The following is a 16,048-nucleotide window of genomic DNA, read 5'->3' as shown; positions in this document are numbered from 1 at the left end:
CGGGGCCCGCCTGGCGCGTCTTCCTGCTTCGTCACTCGTTCCAGGCTGTGTCACAGACCTGCGCTTCCCAGCCTAGGACGGTTGCCGAGCCGCGCACATCTGCCGGCCGCGGGTTGGCCGCCGCTCCCGCGCGCCGGCCGCCGGGCGGCCCCGCCGGAAGGGCGCCGCATATCCTTCTGCCGTGGCGAACTGGCGGCGGTCTCTGGCGGACGGGTTCTGGGCCCTGGACCGGGCCCTGGGTGGGCAGCGGCGTCCGACGCGGATCCAGAAATGGCTGGCCCGACCGCCGATCGGCACCGGCATCTGCGTCGCAGTGCCCTTCACTCTCCTCGTCCTGTCGCTGTCGCGTGCGGAGGAACCGGACGATCCACTGTTCGCTGTGGTGTCCGGGCTGCTCATGGGGCTTGTCTTCGGCCTCACGGCCCTCTCGGAGCGGCTCCGGCAACGCCGGCTCAAGCGTCTTGGGATATGGGACGGATCTTGAGAGGGCAGGATCCGGCCATCGTCGCGGGAGACCGCCCATGACGACGCGGAGGCGGGGCACCCCGTGAGTTCGTCCTCGACGTGCGGTCCGGTCAGCTCAGCAGGGCAGCCGTGAACGTCTCGCGGTGGTCCGCCAGCCATGTCCGCATACGGTCCCAGCGTTCCCATCCGCCCCGTTCGGCCAGCGCCCGGAGATAGACGGGGTCGCCGTCGGCGACGCGAAGCATCGTTCCCCCCTCGCCGGCGCGGGCCCCGGCCGGACTCACAGCACGCTGCCGTCCCGGCCGGGACTTTGTCTCAGGTCGTGGTGAGGCGTGCGATCGTGCCGATCTCCAGAGCGGTCCACATCGCGCCGTCCGGACCTTGGGTTATGCCGTGGGGTTCCGAGGCCGGGGTGGGAAGGTCGTGCTCGTCGATGCGGCCGTCGGGTGTGATCCGGCCGATGCGGCTGGCTCCCCATTCGGTGAACCAGCAGTTTCCGTCAGCGTCGGTGGCGATGGCGTGCGGGCGTGACGCACGGTCGGGCAGGGGGAATTCGTCGACCTTCCCGTCCGGCGTGATCCGTCCGACCTGACCGGCGCCGATCTCGACGAACCACATGGCGCCGTCGGCGCCGGCCGTGATGCCGACCGGCGCGCCGGCCGGTGTGGGCAGCGGGTGGACGGTGACGTCCCCGTCGCGTCCGATGGCGCCGATCGCGTTCGCCTGGTTCATCGTGAACCACAGCCGGTCGTCCGCGCCGGCGGCGATGGCCGACGGGAAGGCACCCGAGAGCGGGAGAGGAAACTCGGTGACCTGCCCGTCGGGCGTGATGCGGCCGATGCGGTCGGCGTTGGCCTCGGTGAACCACAGTGCCTCGTCGGGGCCCGCGGTGATGCCGAACGGCCCCGCGTCCGGCGTTGGCAGCGGGAACGACGTGATGTCCCCGCTCGTGGTGACGCGGGCGATCCGGTGGCCGCGGAACTCGGTGAACCACAGCGCGTCGTCGGGCCCTGCCGTGATGATCGAAGGTCCGCTTGAGGCCGGTTCGAGCTGGTGGGAGGTGACGTCACCGGCGAGGGTGATACGGCCGATCCGTCCGTGGTGGACCATGGTGAACCACAGTGCGCCGTCCGGTCCGGCAGTGATCGCGTAGGGTCCGGCCTCACGGTCGGAGACGGAGAACTCTTCGATCGCGACGGACGGACGACTCGGCATCGGCGGATTCCTTGATCGGCGAACGGTGCAGCGCGCATGCGGATGCTATCCGTGCCCACTGCGCCCACGCTCCTGAATTCCGGCCCTGCGGCAGCGAGGCGTCCGGCAGGGCGGGGACCAGCCGGTCCCGGAGTCCTGGCTCAGACGCCGGGGAGCCCCTTCACTCTGCCGCGACATCCTCGTGGAGCGCGCCGCTCGGGGGGTTGCGACATCCGGTGAGGAGGAGGGCGACCATGCGCTTGGCGTCGGCCTGGTCGTAGTCGGGGCCGGTGATGCAGAGGTTTCCGACGGCGCGCATGAGCGTGTAGGCGGCGATGCCCGGGCGGAGTTCGCCGTCGGCGGCGCAGGCGTCCAGCAGCGTCGCGCAGGCCGGGACCAGGGTGTCGAGCATGAGGGCGTGGAGGTTCTCCAGCCCCGGATCGCCGGACCCCAAGGCCGCGCCGAGGCCGTGCTTCGTCACGAGGAAGTCCACGAACGCGTCGGTCCACAGGGTCAGCGCGGTGAACGGCGAGGCGGACTCCTCCAGGAGCCGGGGCGCGAGAGCGGCGCAGGCATCGATCTGGTGCCGGTAGACGGCGGTGACGAGGTCCGCGCGGGTCGGGAAGTTCCGGTAGACCGTGCCGACACCGACGCCGGCGCGTTCGGCGATGTCACGGACGGGCGCCTGGACGCCCTGCTCGACGAAGACCGCCGCAGCGGCCTCCAGTACGCCGCTGCGGGTGCGCTGCGCCTGTGCTCGGCGTACCCCGACCGGCTCCGCCACGGATGCCTCCCTTTACTCGCGGAACAATGTTCCGCTAAGTTGGCGGAACGTCGCTCCGCCAAAGTATGGCAGAGCCGTTTCGCAGAGAAAGCACAGGTCTCCCATGTCTTCCCGCGTCCTCGGTCCGCAGATCGTCTCGGTCAAGCCCATCGTCGTACCCGCACCTGGCCGCGGCATCGACCTGCCGGTCAAGGTCACCGCTCCCCCGTCGGGCCAGGCCCTGCCCGTGATCGTCTTCTCCCACGGCAACGGGTGGTCCCTGGACGGGTACGAGCCCCTCGTCGACCGGTGGGCCGCCGCCGGATTCGTCGTGGTGCAGCCCACCCACCTGGACTCCCGCCGCAACGCCATCGGCTGGGACGACCCACGCTTCGCCACCGTCTGGCGCGTGCGTATAGCCGACCTGCACGCGATCCTCGACAACCTCGGCGACATCCTGGCCCAGGCCGGCCTGGAGACCCGCGCCGACCGTGAGCGCATCGCCGTGGCCGGCCACTCCTGGGGCGCCCAGACCGCGGGCGCCGTCCTCGGTGCCCGCGTACTCGACGCCGACGGCGTTCCCGGCGAGGACTTCTCCCACCCCGCGGTGTCGGCCGGCGCGCTGATCGCCGCGACCGGAACCGGCGACACCCTCACCCCGTTCGCCGCCGACCACCTTCCGTTCATGAGGCCGGACTTCTCCACCATGGCCACCCCGGCCCTGGTCGTCGCGGGCGGCAAGGACCAGTCGCAGCTCTCCACCCGCGGGCCGGAGTGGTTCACCGACGCCTACCACCTCGGCCCGGCCCCCAAGAGCCTGCTCACCCTCGCCGAGGCCGAGCACACCATGGGCGGCGTCGCCGGTGAGAGGGTGGCCGAGACCACCGACGAGGACCCCGCCCGCGTCGCCTTCCTCGCCGACACGATCGCCGCCTACCTGCGCGCTGCCCTCGGGCTCGACGACGCCGAGTGGACCCGCCTCGTCGGCACCGCCGAGGACCGCGACGGTACGTGGAGCATCACCGGCAAGTGAGCCCGGTCCGGCAGTACTGGGGCCCGTCGCCGAACGGCGGCCGTGCAGAGGAACGCCCAGGTCTGCCCTGCGCCGAACGGCCGAGCGGAGGAACGCCCAGGTCTGCCCTGCGCCCGCGGTCCGCCGGGTGCCGTCAGGACGCCTGCTCGAAGGCGAGGTCGCTGGCCAGCACCGCGGCTCCGGTCACACCGGCGCGCGGCCCCAGCTCGGACAGCACGACGGGCAGGTTCCTCGTCGCGAGCGGCAGTGACCGGTGGTAGACGACGCTGCGGATCTCGGCGAGGAGGACGTGGCCGAGCTGGGCGAGCCCGCCGCCGATCACGATCATCGAGGGGTTGGCGAAGCTGACCAGGCCGGCGAGCACGCCGCCGACGTGGCGCCCCCCGTCGCGGATGAGCTGGATGCACGTCGTGTCCCCCGCCGACGCGCCCTCGGCCACGTCCCTGGCGGTGACCGTGCCGGAGGCGGCCAGCCGTTCGGCCAGTGCCGGGGAGCGGTGCGAGGAGGCGGCCGCGGTCGCCTCGCGGGCGAGTGCGGCGCCGCTGAACAGCGCCTCGACGCAGCCGACGTTGCCGCAGGAACAGACTGGCCCCTGCGCGTCCACCTGGATGTGCCCGATGTCGCCCGCGCAGCCGTCGGTCCCGCGGTAGACGTCGCCGTCCTGGTAGATGCCGCACCCGACCCCGGTTCCGATCTTGACGAACAGGAAGTCGTCGACCGAGCGCGCTGCGCCGCTCTGCCGCTCCCCTACCGCCATGATGTTCGCGTCGTTGTCGACGACAGCGGGGCAGCCGTGTTCACGGGTGAGGTACTCGCGCACGGGGAAGCGGTCCCAGCCGGGCATGATCGGCGGCGACACCGGTACCCCGTCACGGAAGCTCACGGGACCGGGCACCCCGATGCCGACCGCGGTGAGCCGCTCGTAGGCCCCCTCGGCGCGGGCCTTGGCGAGCAACTCGTCGGCCCGGCGCAGGATCGCCTTGGGCCCGGAGCGGAGGTCGGCGGGCTCCTGGTACGCCGCGACCTGCTCCAGCCGGCTGTTGGTCACCGCGACGTCGATCGAGGTGACGCCCAGGTCGACGGAGGCGAAGCGCAGATCAGGATTCAGTTCCACGAGCGTGGAGCGGCGGCCGCCCCTAGAGGCGGCCGCCCCGGCTTCGGCGGCGTAGCCCGCCGCGATCAGACGCTCCAGTTCGGCGAGCAACCGCCGCCGCGACACCTCGAGTCGGTCGCCCAGCTCGGCACGCGACAACGCGCCTTCGTCGCGCAGCAGCCGCAGCAGCTCGGCATGGAGCGGTTGTCGACTTCGCACGGGGTCCCCTCTGACGCGTTCAACAGCGCATGCCGCGCCACGGTCTTCACGATAGTGACTCCGGTCAGGAGCGTTCCATACCCTTCCGTCGCGTCTCCGGTGCCGGGTCGCCTTTTGGCTGGTTGTACGTCCTGGTGGCGGGGTGATGGAGGGTCACCCCGCGTCCCGCGCCGCCGCGGCGGCCACCGGGTGGGTGGCCGCCGCGACGTGAGCGGGATGGAGCGCCGGCGGTGTCAGCCGCGCAGTGCCGCCATGCCGGCCGCGCTGATCCTGGAGAAGCGCAGGGACTGGCCCGGGTCCGAGGTGCCGCCCGGGGCGTTGTCCTGCTCGTAGTTCGCGTTGTAGTGCCCCTTGGCGCCGACGCCCCGGTAGAAGGTGGTGTAGTCGATGTCGCTGCGCGGGTCGCCGAACGGAATGAAGTTGTAGCCGTTGCCGACACCGGGCGCCTCGCCGGTGGCGTCGCCGTCCTTGGCGTGGAAGAGCTGGTAGCGCTGGGGCTGCCTGGCGACCTGGGCGGCCGGGTCGAAGACGTCCTCGACGCGGTTGCCCTCCCAGTCGTAGCGCCACCGCCACTGGTGCTGGGCGACGTGCGCCCAGTAGACGTCCATCTCGATGACGCACAGGGCCGGGTCGGTGACGTCGAGGTAGTGCTGCATGAGGCGTTTGCCCGACTCGCCTCGTACCTGGGTGGGTGCGATCGGCTTGCCGGTCACCCGGTCCTGGGTGACGGTGACCATCGGTCCGTCCTGCAGGAAGTTGTAGGCCGGGGAATGGTTGTGGGTGTAGAGGTGGATGCCCGACTTCTGGCTGATGGTGTTCAGGGCCTCCCACTTCTCGCCGGCGACGGTCCACGGCTCGATGTTGCGGTTGCCGGAGTTCGTCGGGTCGTTGCCGGTGCCCATGAACGGCATGCCGAGTATCGCCGCGAACTCCAGCTCGGTCTGCAGCCGTTCGTAGTCCTGCGCGGTCATGGTGCCGCCGGCGCTGTTCGGGCCGTACCAGGTGTTGGGGATGAAGCCGTGGTTGCCGATCGCCTCCAGGCCGTAGGCGTCGAGGAAGCCGCGCAAGGTGCGCGCGTACGCCAGGTACGCCGCCCGGGACTGCGGCGTGGTGACGCCGCCGGGCGCGGGGTTGGGCACGTCGCCGCCGGGGTTCGCGGCGTTCTGGCCGTAGCCGGCGAACTCGATCTGCTTGAAGCCGCACTTCGCGAGGAACTCGAACAGTTCCGCCCAGCCGCCGGGCAGCGGTACGAGCGGGCCGAGGTCGGTGGGGTCCTGCGGGAAGTCGGGGCCGCCGAGGTAGCCCATGGTGGGGGCGACGCCGAGTGCTCTGCTCGCCGCGACGCCGACCCGGGTGGGCACGTCGCGCTGGCTGTAGGTGATCGTGCCCAGCTTACCGGCGGGGATGAGTCTGCCGTTGGCCGCGCTCGCCCGGGCCGGCGTGAACACGGACGCCGGGCCGATCGGGCTGAGCGCCGCGGCCACCGCCGCGCCCGCGCCGACCATGAAGCGGCGCCGGTTGAGGTTGCTGTTGAAGCCCATGCTGGTGCCTCTTTTCGACGTGGCTGTACCTGATCAGTGCCGGGGCCGGGGGCGCCGCGGTGGGTCTGCGGCGCCCCCCCCCCCGCCACCGGGTCGTGCTGGGTCCGGCCGGGCCTAGGGAGCGCTCACTCCTTGTCCGCCGAACTCGGCCCAGTTGAGGTTGAAGAGGTTGGCGCCGCTCTGGCCGCCGGTGACCGACCGGAACACCAGGTAGATCTTGTGTTTGCCGCCCGGGTCGGTGACCGGGAACTTCTGGCTCCGCCAGGTTCCCGTGTCGCCGGTCGAGGTGAGGTTCGCCGTCGTGAGGACCGGCCCGCCGGCCGAGTCGAGGTGGACCTCAACGGCGGCCATCGGGCTGCCCGCGGGCACCTGCGTCGAGGTGCTCGCCACCCGGAACGTCAGCGCGTCGATGCCGTGCAGGTCGAACGGTCCGTTCAGGGCGATGTAGTCGCCGTCGCCGAGGCTGCCGCGGTGCTGGCTGCCGCCGGCCGGGTCGTTGGTCGTGGCGACGTTGGTGCCGGACTGGTCCAGGGCGAACTCGACCTCCTGACGCTTCTGCCGGATCTGGTTCTGGGTGACCGTCGTCAGCGCCGGTACCCCTCCGGGACCGCCGCGGTCGGTGTAGGAGGCGCTGACGACGCCGAAGACGTTGCCGCCGTGGGAGACGTCGTCGGGATCGGTCTGCAGCACGCCCGTGCAGCCGTGGACGGACTGCTCGGCGTGGCCGTGGGTGTCGTGGCCGAGGACGAACGTCACCTCGACTCGGCTGCAGTCGACCGTCCCGTCCTCCGGGTCGGTGACCGTCACCGAGAACGGGATGTCCTCACCGAAGGAGAACAGGCCGCCGTCGACGGGTGCGTTGACCTTCACGACGGGCGCGGTGTTGCCGACCGTGATGGTCGTGTTCGCCGAGGCCGACTTGCCGCTGGAGTCGATCACCGTCAGCTTCGCGGTGTACTGCCCGGGCGTCGTGTAGGTGTACTGCGGGTCGGGGTCGACGGAGTCGACGACTCCGTCACCGTTGAAGTCCCACTCGAACCGGATCGAGTCGGCCGCGTCGGGGTCCCGCGAACCGTCGCTGGAGAAGTTGACGTTCAGCGGTGCCGGACCGTTCGTCGGCGTGGCCGTGAGCTTCGGGATCGGGGCGCGCTGGCCCTTGACGTAGTCCCACCGGTACAGGCCGGCGTCGGGGTTGCTGGTGAAGAAGCCGTCGCCGTAGGCGAGCAGGTAGAAGTGGCCCTTTCCGTCGAACTGGAGGTCCATCGGGTTGTCGCACTCGAACGGCTTGCTCGTGTCCGGGGCCCGCTGGGCGTTGAGTCCGGCGCAGTCGAGCGCGTCGTTGATCTTGAACACCCGGTTCTTGGAGTCGAGGCGGACCTCCTTGACGGTGTCCCGGGTGAACTCGCCGGTGAAGATGGCGTTGTCGTAGTAGGGCGGCAGTTTCGTCCGGTCCGGGTTGTCCGGGTCGAAGTGGTACTTGGCCGCGCCGTGCGGGCCGACTCCGCCGGTGCCGAGCTCGGGGAACAGCCGCGGGCAGGTGGTGGCGCCGGAGCCGTTGTAGTACGCGGCGCACGGCGTGCCGATCGGGTTGTCGGCCCGGTTCTCGGGCGTGAACGAGTACCAGATGTCGGCGTTGGCGACCGGCGGGGCGTACTCGAGACCGGGCTCGACGGACGGGCCGCCCTCGAGGTTCCACCGGGAGTCGTTCTTCGGTCCGCGGTCGGGGTTGTCGCACTCGAAGGGCTGCGCGGGGCTGTCCAGCGGCGTCGAGGTGTTGAAGTTCCAGCGGTAGTACGGCAGGTCCTGGCGCACGCACATCGGCCAGCCGTAGTTCGCCGGCCTGCGCACGATCTCGACCCGGCCGGTGCCCGCGGGCCCGCGGAAGTTCTGCGGGGTCTGTGAGTCGGGCGAGTAGTCGGTGATGTAGGCGACGTCGTTCTCGTCGACCTGGATCCGGAACGGGTTGCGGAAGCCCATCGCGTAGATCTCCGGACGGGTCTTCTCCTTGCCGACCGGGAAGAGGTTGCCCGAGGGGACCGTGTAGGCGCCGCCGAACTTGTTCTGGGCGCCGGTGGCGATGTCGCCGTCCTTGACCGAGATGCGCAGGACCTTGCCGCGCAGGTCGTTGGTGTTCTGCGCCGAGCGGCGGGCGTCGACGAACGGGGCGTTGTACTGCCCGGTCGTGGTCTTCATGTCGTTGAAGGGGGAGAAGCCGCCGGAGTTGCCGCCGCCGGAGGGGGTGTCGTCGCCGGTGGTCAGCCACAGGTTGTCGTGGCTGTCGAAGTCGATGTCGCCCGCCACGTGGCAGCAGGCGCCCCGGTTGACGGGAACGCGCATGATCTCCTGCTCGGACCCGACGTCGAGGTGCGCCGGTGTGTCCCCGTCGGCGTCGACGAACTTGAACCGGGACAGCTGGAAGTACCCGACCCAGGGGTCCCAGACGGACGGTGAGGCCCCGGTGGTCGGCGCGTCCGCCGTCGGCGTCGTCTGCGTGACGACCTCACCGGTCGACAGCTTCACGTCCTTCACGGTGGGAGGCGCGTAGTAGAGGTAGACCCAGTGGTTGGTCTTGAAGTCGTTGTCGATCCCCGGCCCGTACATGCCGTCTTCGCTGTTGGTGTAGACGGGGATCTGGGCCAGCACGGTGGTCTTGTTCGACTTGGGGTCGTGCAGCCGGATGCTGCCGCGGCGGTCGGTCTGGAGGGTCCGGCCGTCGGGAAGGACGTCGAAGCCGATCGGCTCGTTCAGGTTCGGCGGTGTCGCGACGGCCGTCTGCTGGTAGTTGGAGAGCACGGTCGCGCCGCAGTCGGAGTACACCGGGTCCGCCTGGCCGGCCGCCCACTTGATCGCGCCGCCGAGGTGCGAGCGCATGTCCTTCTCGCCGAAGCTGTCCGCGGTGTTCCCGAGCGCGGTGTAGAAGGAGCGGCCGCCCGCCCAGTCCTTGCACCAGGTGACCGGGTGGTCGTAGCCCATCTTGCCGCCGCTGATGCCGGTGAGGTCTCCGCCCCACGACTGCTTCTTGAAGGCGTCCTCGACGACGGTGGCGAGGACATGGCTCTTGCCCCGCACGTTGGACTTGAAGTTGTACCAGTCGTCGGTGTGGGTCCAGTACTCCGGCAGGTTCTTCGACGCGTCATGGACGCGGTCGGCGACCTTGACGGTGCCGGGCTGCACACCGGCCCGGCCGGAAGCGCGGGTGCCGAGCGCGTCGGACAGGAAGGTCCAGTCGGGCTGGGCCTCGATCGCCGAGCCGATGCCGACGAAGCCGCCGCCCGCTCGGTAGTAGGCCTCGAAGGCGTCCTGCTGACCGGTGGTCAGCACGTCGCCGCTGGTGTTGAGGAAGACGACGGCGCGGTACTGCTTGAGATGCTCCTCGTCGAACTTGCGTGCGTCGTCGGTGACTTGCACCGCGAAACGCAGCTGGTCGCCCAGCTGTCTTATGGCGCTCACGCCGGCGTCGGTGACCGCCGGCTTCGGGTCCGCGGACTTGGTGAAGATAAGGACTCTGTACTGATTGCCGGAGCTTTCCCGCGCCGCGGCGTCCGGTGGGGACGCCGCGGCGGAGACGGACACCGACGCCAGGCCGATGAGCATGCTGCCCACGAGTGCGAGCAGCGTGCCGAACACGGTGAGGCGGCGGCGGAGGGCAACGCGCATGGAACCTCCTCAGGATGGGGCGGGACCAACGGGCCCTCATACGGAGACGGCCCGGCCGGGAAGGGTGCGGTATGCGCCGGAATGTTCAGAACCAGACGGACTGCTGATGGAACACAGCGGTGCGGGCGGGACGGGGACGACGTGACGGCAGGTGCGTTTGCTACGCCCGAGCTGCGCGTCAGCGCCCACCGGAATCACTGGTGAGCGACTGGCTCGGTCCAAGTTCTGGCGGGATCGTATAGCCGCGAATGCGCCAAAGATAGAGTTCGTTGCGCGAAAGTTTCACCCAAAGATCTAGAACTTCTGCTCAGACAAGCAAAAGTCCGTTGGCGGTGAGAGAAACGCCGATGTCCGGCCGTGCAGGCGCGAGCGCCGTCGTACTCGCGCGGCGACGAGCGGGGGCGCCCGCGCGACACGCGGCGGCGGCGACGGGTAATCTGCGGACCATGATCGACGCCACTGTTTCGACGCCGCAGGCCGCGTTCGACACGCTGCTGGCCGGCAACCGGCGATTCGTCGCGGGTACGCCGGAGCACCCGAACCAGGACGCGGCCCGCCGCTCGGAGACCGCGCCCGCCCAGAGCCCCTTCGCCGTGCTGTTCGGATGCGCCGACTCCCGTCTGGCCGCCGAGATCATCTTCGACCGTGGGCTGGGCGACCTGTTCGTGGTCCGCACCGCCGGCCACGTCGCGGGACCGGAAGTGCTCGGCAGCATCGAGTACGGGGTGAGCGTGCTCGGCTCCCCCTTGGTCGTGGTGCTCGGCCATGACGCCTGCGGCGCGGTCGCGGCGACCCGCGCCGCCGTCCAGGACGGCACGACCGCCGGCGGTTACGTACGCGACGTGGTCGAGAAGGTGACCCCCAGCGTTCTGGCCGCCCGCGCGGCCGGCCGCACCGAGGACGCCGACTTCATCGACGAGCACATCAAGCGCACCGTCGACCTTCTGCTGGAGCGCTCCCGCACGCTCTCCGAAGCGGTCGATGCCGGCCGGGCCGCCGTCGCCGGTCTCTCCTACCGGCTCGCCGACGGCACGGCCCACCTCGTCACCGCCCGCGGTCTCGACCTGTCCGCGGACCCGGTGACCTGACCCGACGCTCGGGGCGCGCGCTGAGGCCGGGATCCGCGGACATCGTCTCAGCGCCGCGGCGGAGGCGATGAGCGGGGCTTTCCTGCTCCGCCGGTTCGACCGTCGGCGCAGGGTGCGGCTACCTGGTCAGGTCAGGTGGCCCGCGGCAGCCGTCACCGGGGCCTCGGTCCCCGTGTCGTACTCGCGTCGGCACACACCGGCTCCGCCGGGAGGCCGACGAGGTACCGGGAGCGTTCGGCAGCGGTGAAGCCGCGCCCGAGGGCGCCGCAGATCCGTCGGACAGCCTCGTCCGGACCGGGAAGTGCCGCATCCCACAGGTGTATTTCCGAGTCGCCCGTGCCGTCGGAGACGCCGTCGCCGACCGGGGCCGCGCTCACCAGCGTGTCGCCGTCCGGGCTGAACGCCACCTGTGACGGCATTCCCATCTCGTCGGCGAGGTAGGCACGTTGCTGACGAGTGGTCACGTCCCACAGGCGGATTCCGCTGCCTGCCGGCTGTGGGAGGGAGCCGTCGTCCGGGTTGGCCATGGAGCCGACACTCGCGAGTGTGTCTCCGTCCGGACTGAACGCGACCGCCCACACCAGTCCGTCGTCGCGGGAGAGTTCGGCTTGCTGCCGGCCTGTGCCCACATCCCAGAGCTGGACCTTCCCCCCGGTGGCGTCCGTGGTCGCGCCGGCGAGCAGCTCGCTGTCCGGGCTGAAGGCCACCGACCGTATTTCCCCGTCCACGGTGACGGCGGAGCCTCGCTGTCTGCCCGTGGCCACGTCCCACAACCGCAGAGTGCCGGTTCCGGCGGTGGCGAGCGTCCTGCCGTCGGGGCTGAACGCCACCGACTCGACCTCCGTCCACGGTGGTTCTCCGTGGACGAGTGGGGCGCCGCGCGGCCTGGCCTCCGGCACGTTCCACAGCCGTACCCTGCCGTCCGCACCGCCGTAGGCGAGCGTCCTGCCGTCCGGGCTGAACGCGAACGCGCAGTCGTAGTCCTGGCCGTGGGCCGGGAGTACGGCCCGGACCCGGCCTGACGCCACGTCCCACAGGTGCGCCTCGCCGTTCTGGTCGCCTCCCGCGAGCAGCCTGCCGTCCGGGCTGAACGCCCCGGCGCAGAGAGCGGAGCCACCTCGGTCACGGAGAACGCCCTTGCGCTCGACGTGCGCGGCCATGTCCAACCGCAGCAGATCGCCGTGGTCGCCGGCGCTCAGCAGCGTTCGCCCGTCTCGGCCGAACGTCATCGCGACGACCTGACCGTGGACGGGGTGGGTGCTGCCGGACGACTCACCGTCCGTGTCCCATGTCCGCACCGCGTCTCCGCCTCCGCCGGCGAGGGTCTTCCCGTCAGGGCTGAACGCGACCGACCACACCGCGCCACCGTGTACGAGCGCGGCGTCCGGCTGCCGGCCGGAGGCGGTGTCCCAGAGGCGGATCCTGCCGTCCTCACCTCCACTGGCGAGTGTCTTCCCGTCGGGACTGAACGCGACCGACCATACTTCGCCGCCGTGGGCCAGGGGGTCGTTCCGCTGCCGGCCGGAGGCGGTGTCCCAGAGGCGGATCCTGCCGTCCTCACCGCCGCCGGCGAGTGTTTCACCGTCGGGGCTGAACGCGATCGCCCCTACCTGGCTACCGGGATCGGTGATGGTGCTGCCGCGCTGCCGACCGGTGGCGGCGTCCCACAGCCGTATCTCGCCGTTGGCGGGGTCGCTCGTGCTCGTGCCCGTGCTCGCGACCGTTCTGCCGTCCGGACCGAACGCCACGGAACGCACCTCGCCGTGGTGTGCGGCGCCGGAGCCGCTCCGGTGCTTGCCGGAGCGTATGTCCCAGAACCACACCTTCCCGTCGTGTCCGCCGCCGACGAGCGTCCTGCCGTCGGGGCTGAACGCCACCGACCAGACCCATCCGTCGTGCAGGGCGAGTTCACCTCGCGACCGGTTCGCCCGCACGTCCCACAGCTGGAGTGTGCCGTCGTCACCGCCGCTCGCGAGCGTCCTGCCGTCCGGGCTGAAGTCCAGGGACCGCACCTTGCCGCCATGATGGGTGACGAGGACTCCTCGCTGCCGCCCCGAGGAGACGTCCCACAGACGGATCCGGCCGTCCCTTCCGCCACCGGCGAGCGTCCTGCCGTCCGCGCTGAAAGCCACCGACTGGATGTCCCCGCCCGGTGCGCCGAGTAGGTGGGCGAGTCCGAGGTCGGCCGCGCGCAGGAGGCTGGTGCGCGCCTCCTGGGTGGCCGAGGTCTGGTACGCCTGGACCGCCATCAGCGATGCCAGGTCGGGGGCGCTGTCCAGGAGGGCCTGGGACTGTGCGGCGAGCTGCCGGGACTGTGCCTGGTGCTGCGCGTCGAGCGCTTCCTGGCCGAGCCGGATGGCGACGCCGGTGACGATCAGGGCGAGGGCCAGGAGTGACGCCAGGAGAGTGTTGAGGCGTCGCGTGCGGCGGAGCGCCGCTTGCTGGCGGCGCTCGCCGGCGGCGAGGAAAGCCGCGATCTCGGCGGGAAGGGCACGTTCGCGGGCCCACTGCAGCCCCTCCGCGAGGGCGGTGCCGACGAGCAGGTCGGCGGGAAGGCCGGTGCTGACGTAGCGGTGGTGCAGGTCGGTGACCTGGTGCAGCCATGTCTGGAAACGGTGGTCACTCGCGATCCACAGACGCAGGTCGCTCCAGTCACGTATCAGCGCGTCGTGGATCAGCTCGGTGACCGGTTCACCCGGCCGGCCGTCGGACTGTGATGTCGTGCTGGTGATGATGACCCGGTCGCGGCTCAACGCGGCGATGACCTCTTCGAACACGGCGTCCGAGGCGGAGGGCGCCTCCTTGACGTCGTGGGCGAGAACGCGCAGCCGGGCGAGGGACACCTGCTGGCGGGTGGCCGGTATGCCGTGGGCGTCGTCGGAGGGGCGGACCAGCGCGGTCAGGATGCGTCGCGCGGTGGGACGGTGACCGGCGGGCAGCGCGTTCAAGGAGTTGTTGCACCAGCTTGTCAGGCTTCCCGCGACCTCTCCGATGCGCTGGTAGGCGTCGTGGGTGAGGCGGCCGTCAGCACGGCGTTCCCACAGTTCGGACAGTGCGAGCTGGAGAGCGGGCAGCAGGGTCGCAGGCGTACGGCCCAGGGAATCGGCAGCTCGGAAGTCCTCGATGATCCGGTCCGCCAGACCTTCCTCGAAGCGCGCGCCGGCGTCCAGCGCGGGCTGGACGATGATCTCGCGCAGCTCGGGGAGCGTGAGTTCGGTGGACAGGTCCAGCGAGCCGGGCCTCGCGGCGTTCAGCAGCTCGGGGCACAGGTCGGCCAGGCGTGGGTAGAAGTCGTTGCGCATGATCAGGATCACGCTGAGTCCCACGTGGGCGTCGATCGCCGCGACGAGGTCCTCGACCGCCGCCGAGGGAGCGGGGGAACTCCGGCCGTCGCCCCACGGCTGGGTGAGGAGCTCCTCGAACTGGTCGACGACCAGAAGCAGCCGGTCCGCCGGTTCCTCGGCGAGATGGCGGGCCACCGCCCGGCCGATGCCCTGATCTCCCGCATCGGACAGCCCGGACCGCTCCAGTTCGTCGAGAAGGTTCTGCCCGGGCCGCGTCAGGAGGTGCGCCCACCGGTCGCTGCCCGGCAGCGCGCCGCCGGAAAGCGCGGGTATCACTCCGGCCCGCACGACGGAGGACTTTCCCGCGCCGGAGGGACCCAGCAGCAGTACGAGCCGGTGCCGGCGCAGGCACTCCAGCACCCGGTGCACCACGGCCTGCCGGCCGTGGAACCATCTGGCGTCCTTCTCGGTGAACGGCGCGAGTCCCCGGTAGGGGCGCACCTTGCGCTCCACCAGTCCGGGCACCACCGTGCGCAGCGTCTCCACGGGTGTCGCGTAGGCGATGCCGAGTCCTCTGTGCAGCGGGTCCGGCTTCACGACCGCCGAGACCATGCCGATGACCAGGCCGGTCACCTCGTCGAACACCGGCCCGCCGCTGAAGCCCCTCGTCAGGTCGTTCGCGTCCGTCAGTTGCAGGAGCGGGCCGGTCGCGACAGCGGGCAGCAGGTCGCCTGCCACGCCGTAGCCGAAGTGGCCGCCGCCGGGTGCCTGACCCGGGAACCCGAAGGAGGAGACCCGGTGCCCCGAACTCCCGGCGGCCGAACCCAGCGGCACCGCCCGGGTCCCGGTGGGCACCTCTGCCAGACGCACGGCGGCCACATCTTCCGCGTCCGGCTCCCGCCACGCTCCGGCAAGGACCGTTCCCTCGACCAGCGGCTCCTCAGGGAGGTGCGGGAAGCGCAGCCGCAGTCGGTCCCCTGGGCCGCTGCCGGCCGCCCGCGTTACATGCGCGCAGGTGATGACCACGTCCCCGCTCGCCAGGAAGCCCGCACCTGCCACACCGCCGTCGGCAGTGAGGACCTGCACCACGGCGGCGGAGACCCAGGAGGACCGCTCTCGCGCTGACACGCTTTCAGCTCACGCTTCGTCGCCTGCGTCCGATCCTGTCCCTGCGGTCTTGCGCCAGAGCATCCTGATCTTCAGGTGAGCGGTCGCCTCCCCCTTGTTGACGATCACGCCGACCTGGCCCGACAGATTCAGGCCGAACTCGATCTCGACCTCCTCCGGCCCCACTTCACGCAGTTGGTCCACCACCGTACGCGTCATCTGCCGAACGGGGTCCAAGGCGCTCTGCAGCGTCTGCGGCATTCTCCGGACCGCGTCACCCACCTTCCCGGCCTTCACCGGTCCCTCGCCGGCGGGGAGTTCGGCTCCCGCCTCCACCGCGAACGCGATCTCCCCGCCGTCCGGCAACACCATCGTGCTGATGGATTCCATCAACTCACCTTTACTGACACGCTGTTGGTCATCTCTCACACTGTTGTAACCTCTTGAGCGCCACGGTGACAGCGATGTGTGGGATTCAGTCGCCCAGCCCGCCTGGCCGTCAGCCACCCCCGCGCCCCTGGGATGCGGGCCGAGCGGAGTACCCGGCGAGGAGGGCGGGAGGGGGAAGTCCTCCCACAGAGACGAGCTTTGTCCGCAGCCCGAG

Annotated in this window: 10 protein-coding genes and 1 pseudogene; 3 read left to right on the top strand and 8 right to left on the bottom strand. The window is 70.9% G+C overall.

Features of this window, described 5'->3' with window-relative positions; translation table 11 throughout:
• Positions 1–181: 181 nt before the first annotated feature.
• Positions 182–484, top strand: coding sequence for a hypothetical protein (locus TNCT1_RS16520; protein ID WP_143632647.1), 303 nt, complete (start codon positions 182–184; stop codon positions 482–484).
• A gap of 91 nt (positions 485–575) precedes the next feature.
• On the opposite strand, the pseudogene TNCT1_RS16515 reads toward TNCT1_RS16520, so the two are convergent.
• The 3 genes and pseudogenes from TNCT1_RS16515 to TNCT1_RS16505 form a co-directional block, all read right to left on the bottom strand.
• Positions 576–704 (bottom strand): annotated as a pseudogene (locus TNCT1_RS16515) (aminoglycoside phosphotransferase family protein); the annotation flags it as partial.
• Positions 705–780: 76 nt separating this feature from the next.
• Positions 781–1,680, bottom strand: coding sequence for a virginiamycin B lyase (locus tag TNCT1_RS16510; RefSeq protein WP_143632645.1), 900 nt, complete (start codon positions 1,678–1,680; stop codon positions 781–783).
• A 160-nt stretch (positions 1,681–1,840) separates the two neighbouring features.
• Entirely contained in the window at positions 1,841–2,443 is a 603-nt protein-coding gene (locus TNCT1_RS16505) for a TetR/AcrR family transcriptional regulator (RefSeq protein ID WP_143632642.1), read from the bottom strand.
• 103 nt (positions 2,444–2,546) lie between these two features.
• Between TNCT1_RS16505 and TNCT1_RS16500 the strand changes: the two genes are divergently transcribed.
• Complete coding sequence (locus TNCT1_RS16500) at positions 2,547–3,455, top strand: alpha/beta fold hydrolase (protein ID WP_143632640.1); 909 nt, start codon at positions 2,547–2,549, stop codon at positions 3,453–3,455.
• 133 nt (positions 3,456–3,588) lie between these two features.
• Here TNCT1_RS16500 and TNCT1_RS16495 read toward each other — a convergent pair whose 3' ends face one another.
• The 3 genes from TNCT1_RS16495 to TNCT1_RS16485 form a co-directional block, all read right to left on the bottom strand.
• Complete coding sequence (locus tag TNCT1_RS16495) at positions 3,589–4,767, bottom strand: ROK family protein (protein ID WP_143632638.1); 1,179 nt, start codon at positions 4,765–4,767, stop codon at positions 3,589–3,591.
• Positions 4,768–5,000: 233 nt separating this feature from the next.
• Complete coding sequence (locus tag TNCT1_RS16490; protein WP_143632636.1) at positions 5,001–6,308, bottom strand: sugar phosphate isomerase/epimerase; 1,308 nt, start codon at positions 6,306–6,308, stop codon at positions 5,001–5,003.
• 114 nt (positions 6,309–6,422) lie between these two features.
• Positions 6,423–9,965: a ThuA domain-containing protein gene (locus TNCT1_RS16485; protein WP_143632634.1), complete on the bottom strand. Its 3,543-nt coding sequence runs from the start codon at positions 9,963–9,965 to the stop codon at positions 6,423–6,425.
• A 446-nt stretch (positions 9,966–10,411) separates the two neighbouring features.
• Here TNCT1_RS16485 and TNCT1_RS16480 point away from each other — a divergent pair, with 446 nt between their 5' ends.
• The gene (locus TNCT1_RS16480; RefSeq protein WP_143632632.1) at positions 10,412–11,053 is read left to right on the top strand and encodes a carbonic anhydrase; all 642 of its coding nucleotides are present in this window, start codon (positions 10,412–10,414) and stop codon (positions 11,051–11,053) included.
• A gap of 152 nt (positions 11,054–11,205) precedes the next feature.
• Here the strand turns inward: TNCT1_RS16480 and TNCT1_RS16475 are convergent, their stop codons facing one another.
• Together TNCT1_RS16475 and TNCT1_RS16470 are read right to left on the bottom strand one after the other, a co-directional pair.
• Positions 11,206–15,465 (bottom strand): trypsin-like peptidase domain-containing protein, encoded by a 4,260-nt coding sequence (locus tag TNCT1_RS16475; RefSeq protein ID WP_143632630.1) that lies wholly within the window; start codon positions 15,463–15,465, stop codon positions 11,206–11,208.
• A gap of 9 nt (positions 15,466–15,474) precedes the next feature.
• Positions 15,475–15,834 carry a CU044_2847 family protein gene (locus TNCT1_RS16470; RefSeq protein WP_143632628.1) on the bottom strand — a complete coding sequence of 120 codons (360 nt, stop codon included), beginning with the start codon at positions 15,832–15,834 and terminating at the stop codon, positions 15,475–15,477.
• Between the last annotated feature and the right edge of the window lie 214 nt (positions 15,835–16,048).

This window comes from Streptomyces sp. 1-11 (genome assembly GCF_007176755.1).
Lineage (GTDB): Bacteria > Actinomycetota > Actinomycetes > Streptomycetales > Streptomycetaceae > Streptomyces.
Note: the sequence above shows the minus strand (reverse complement) of the source record. Positions and strands in the feature narration are given on the sequence as shown.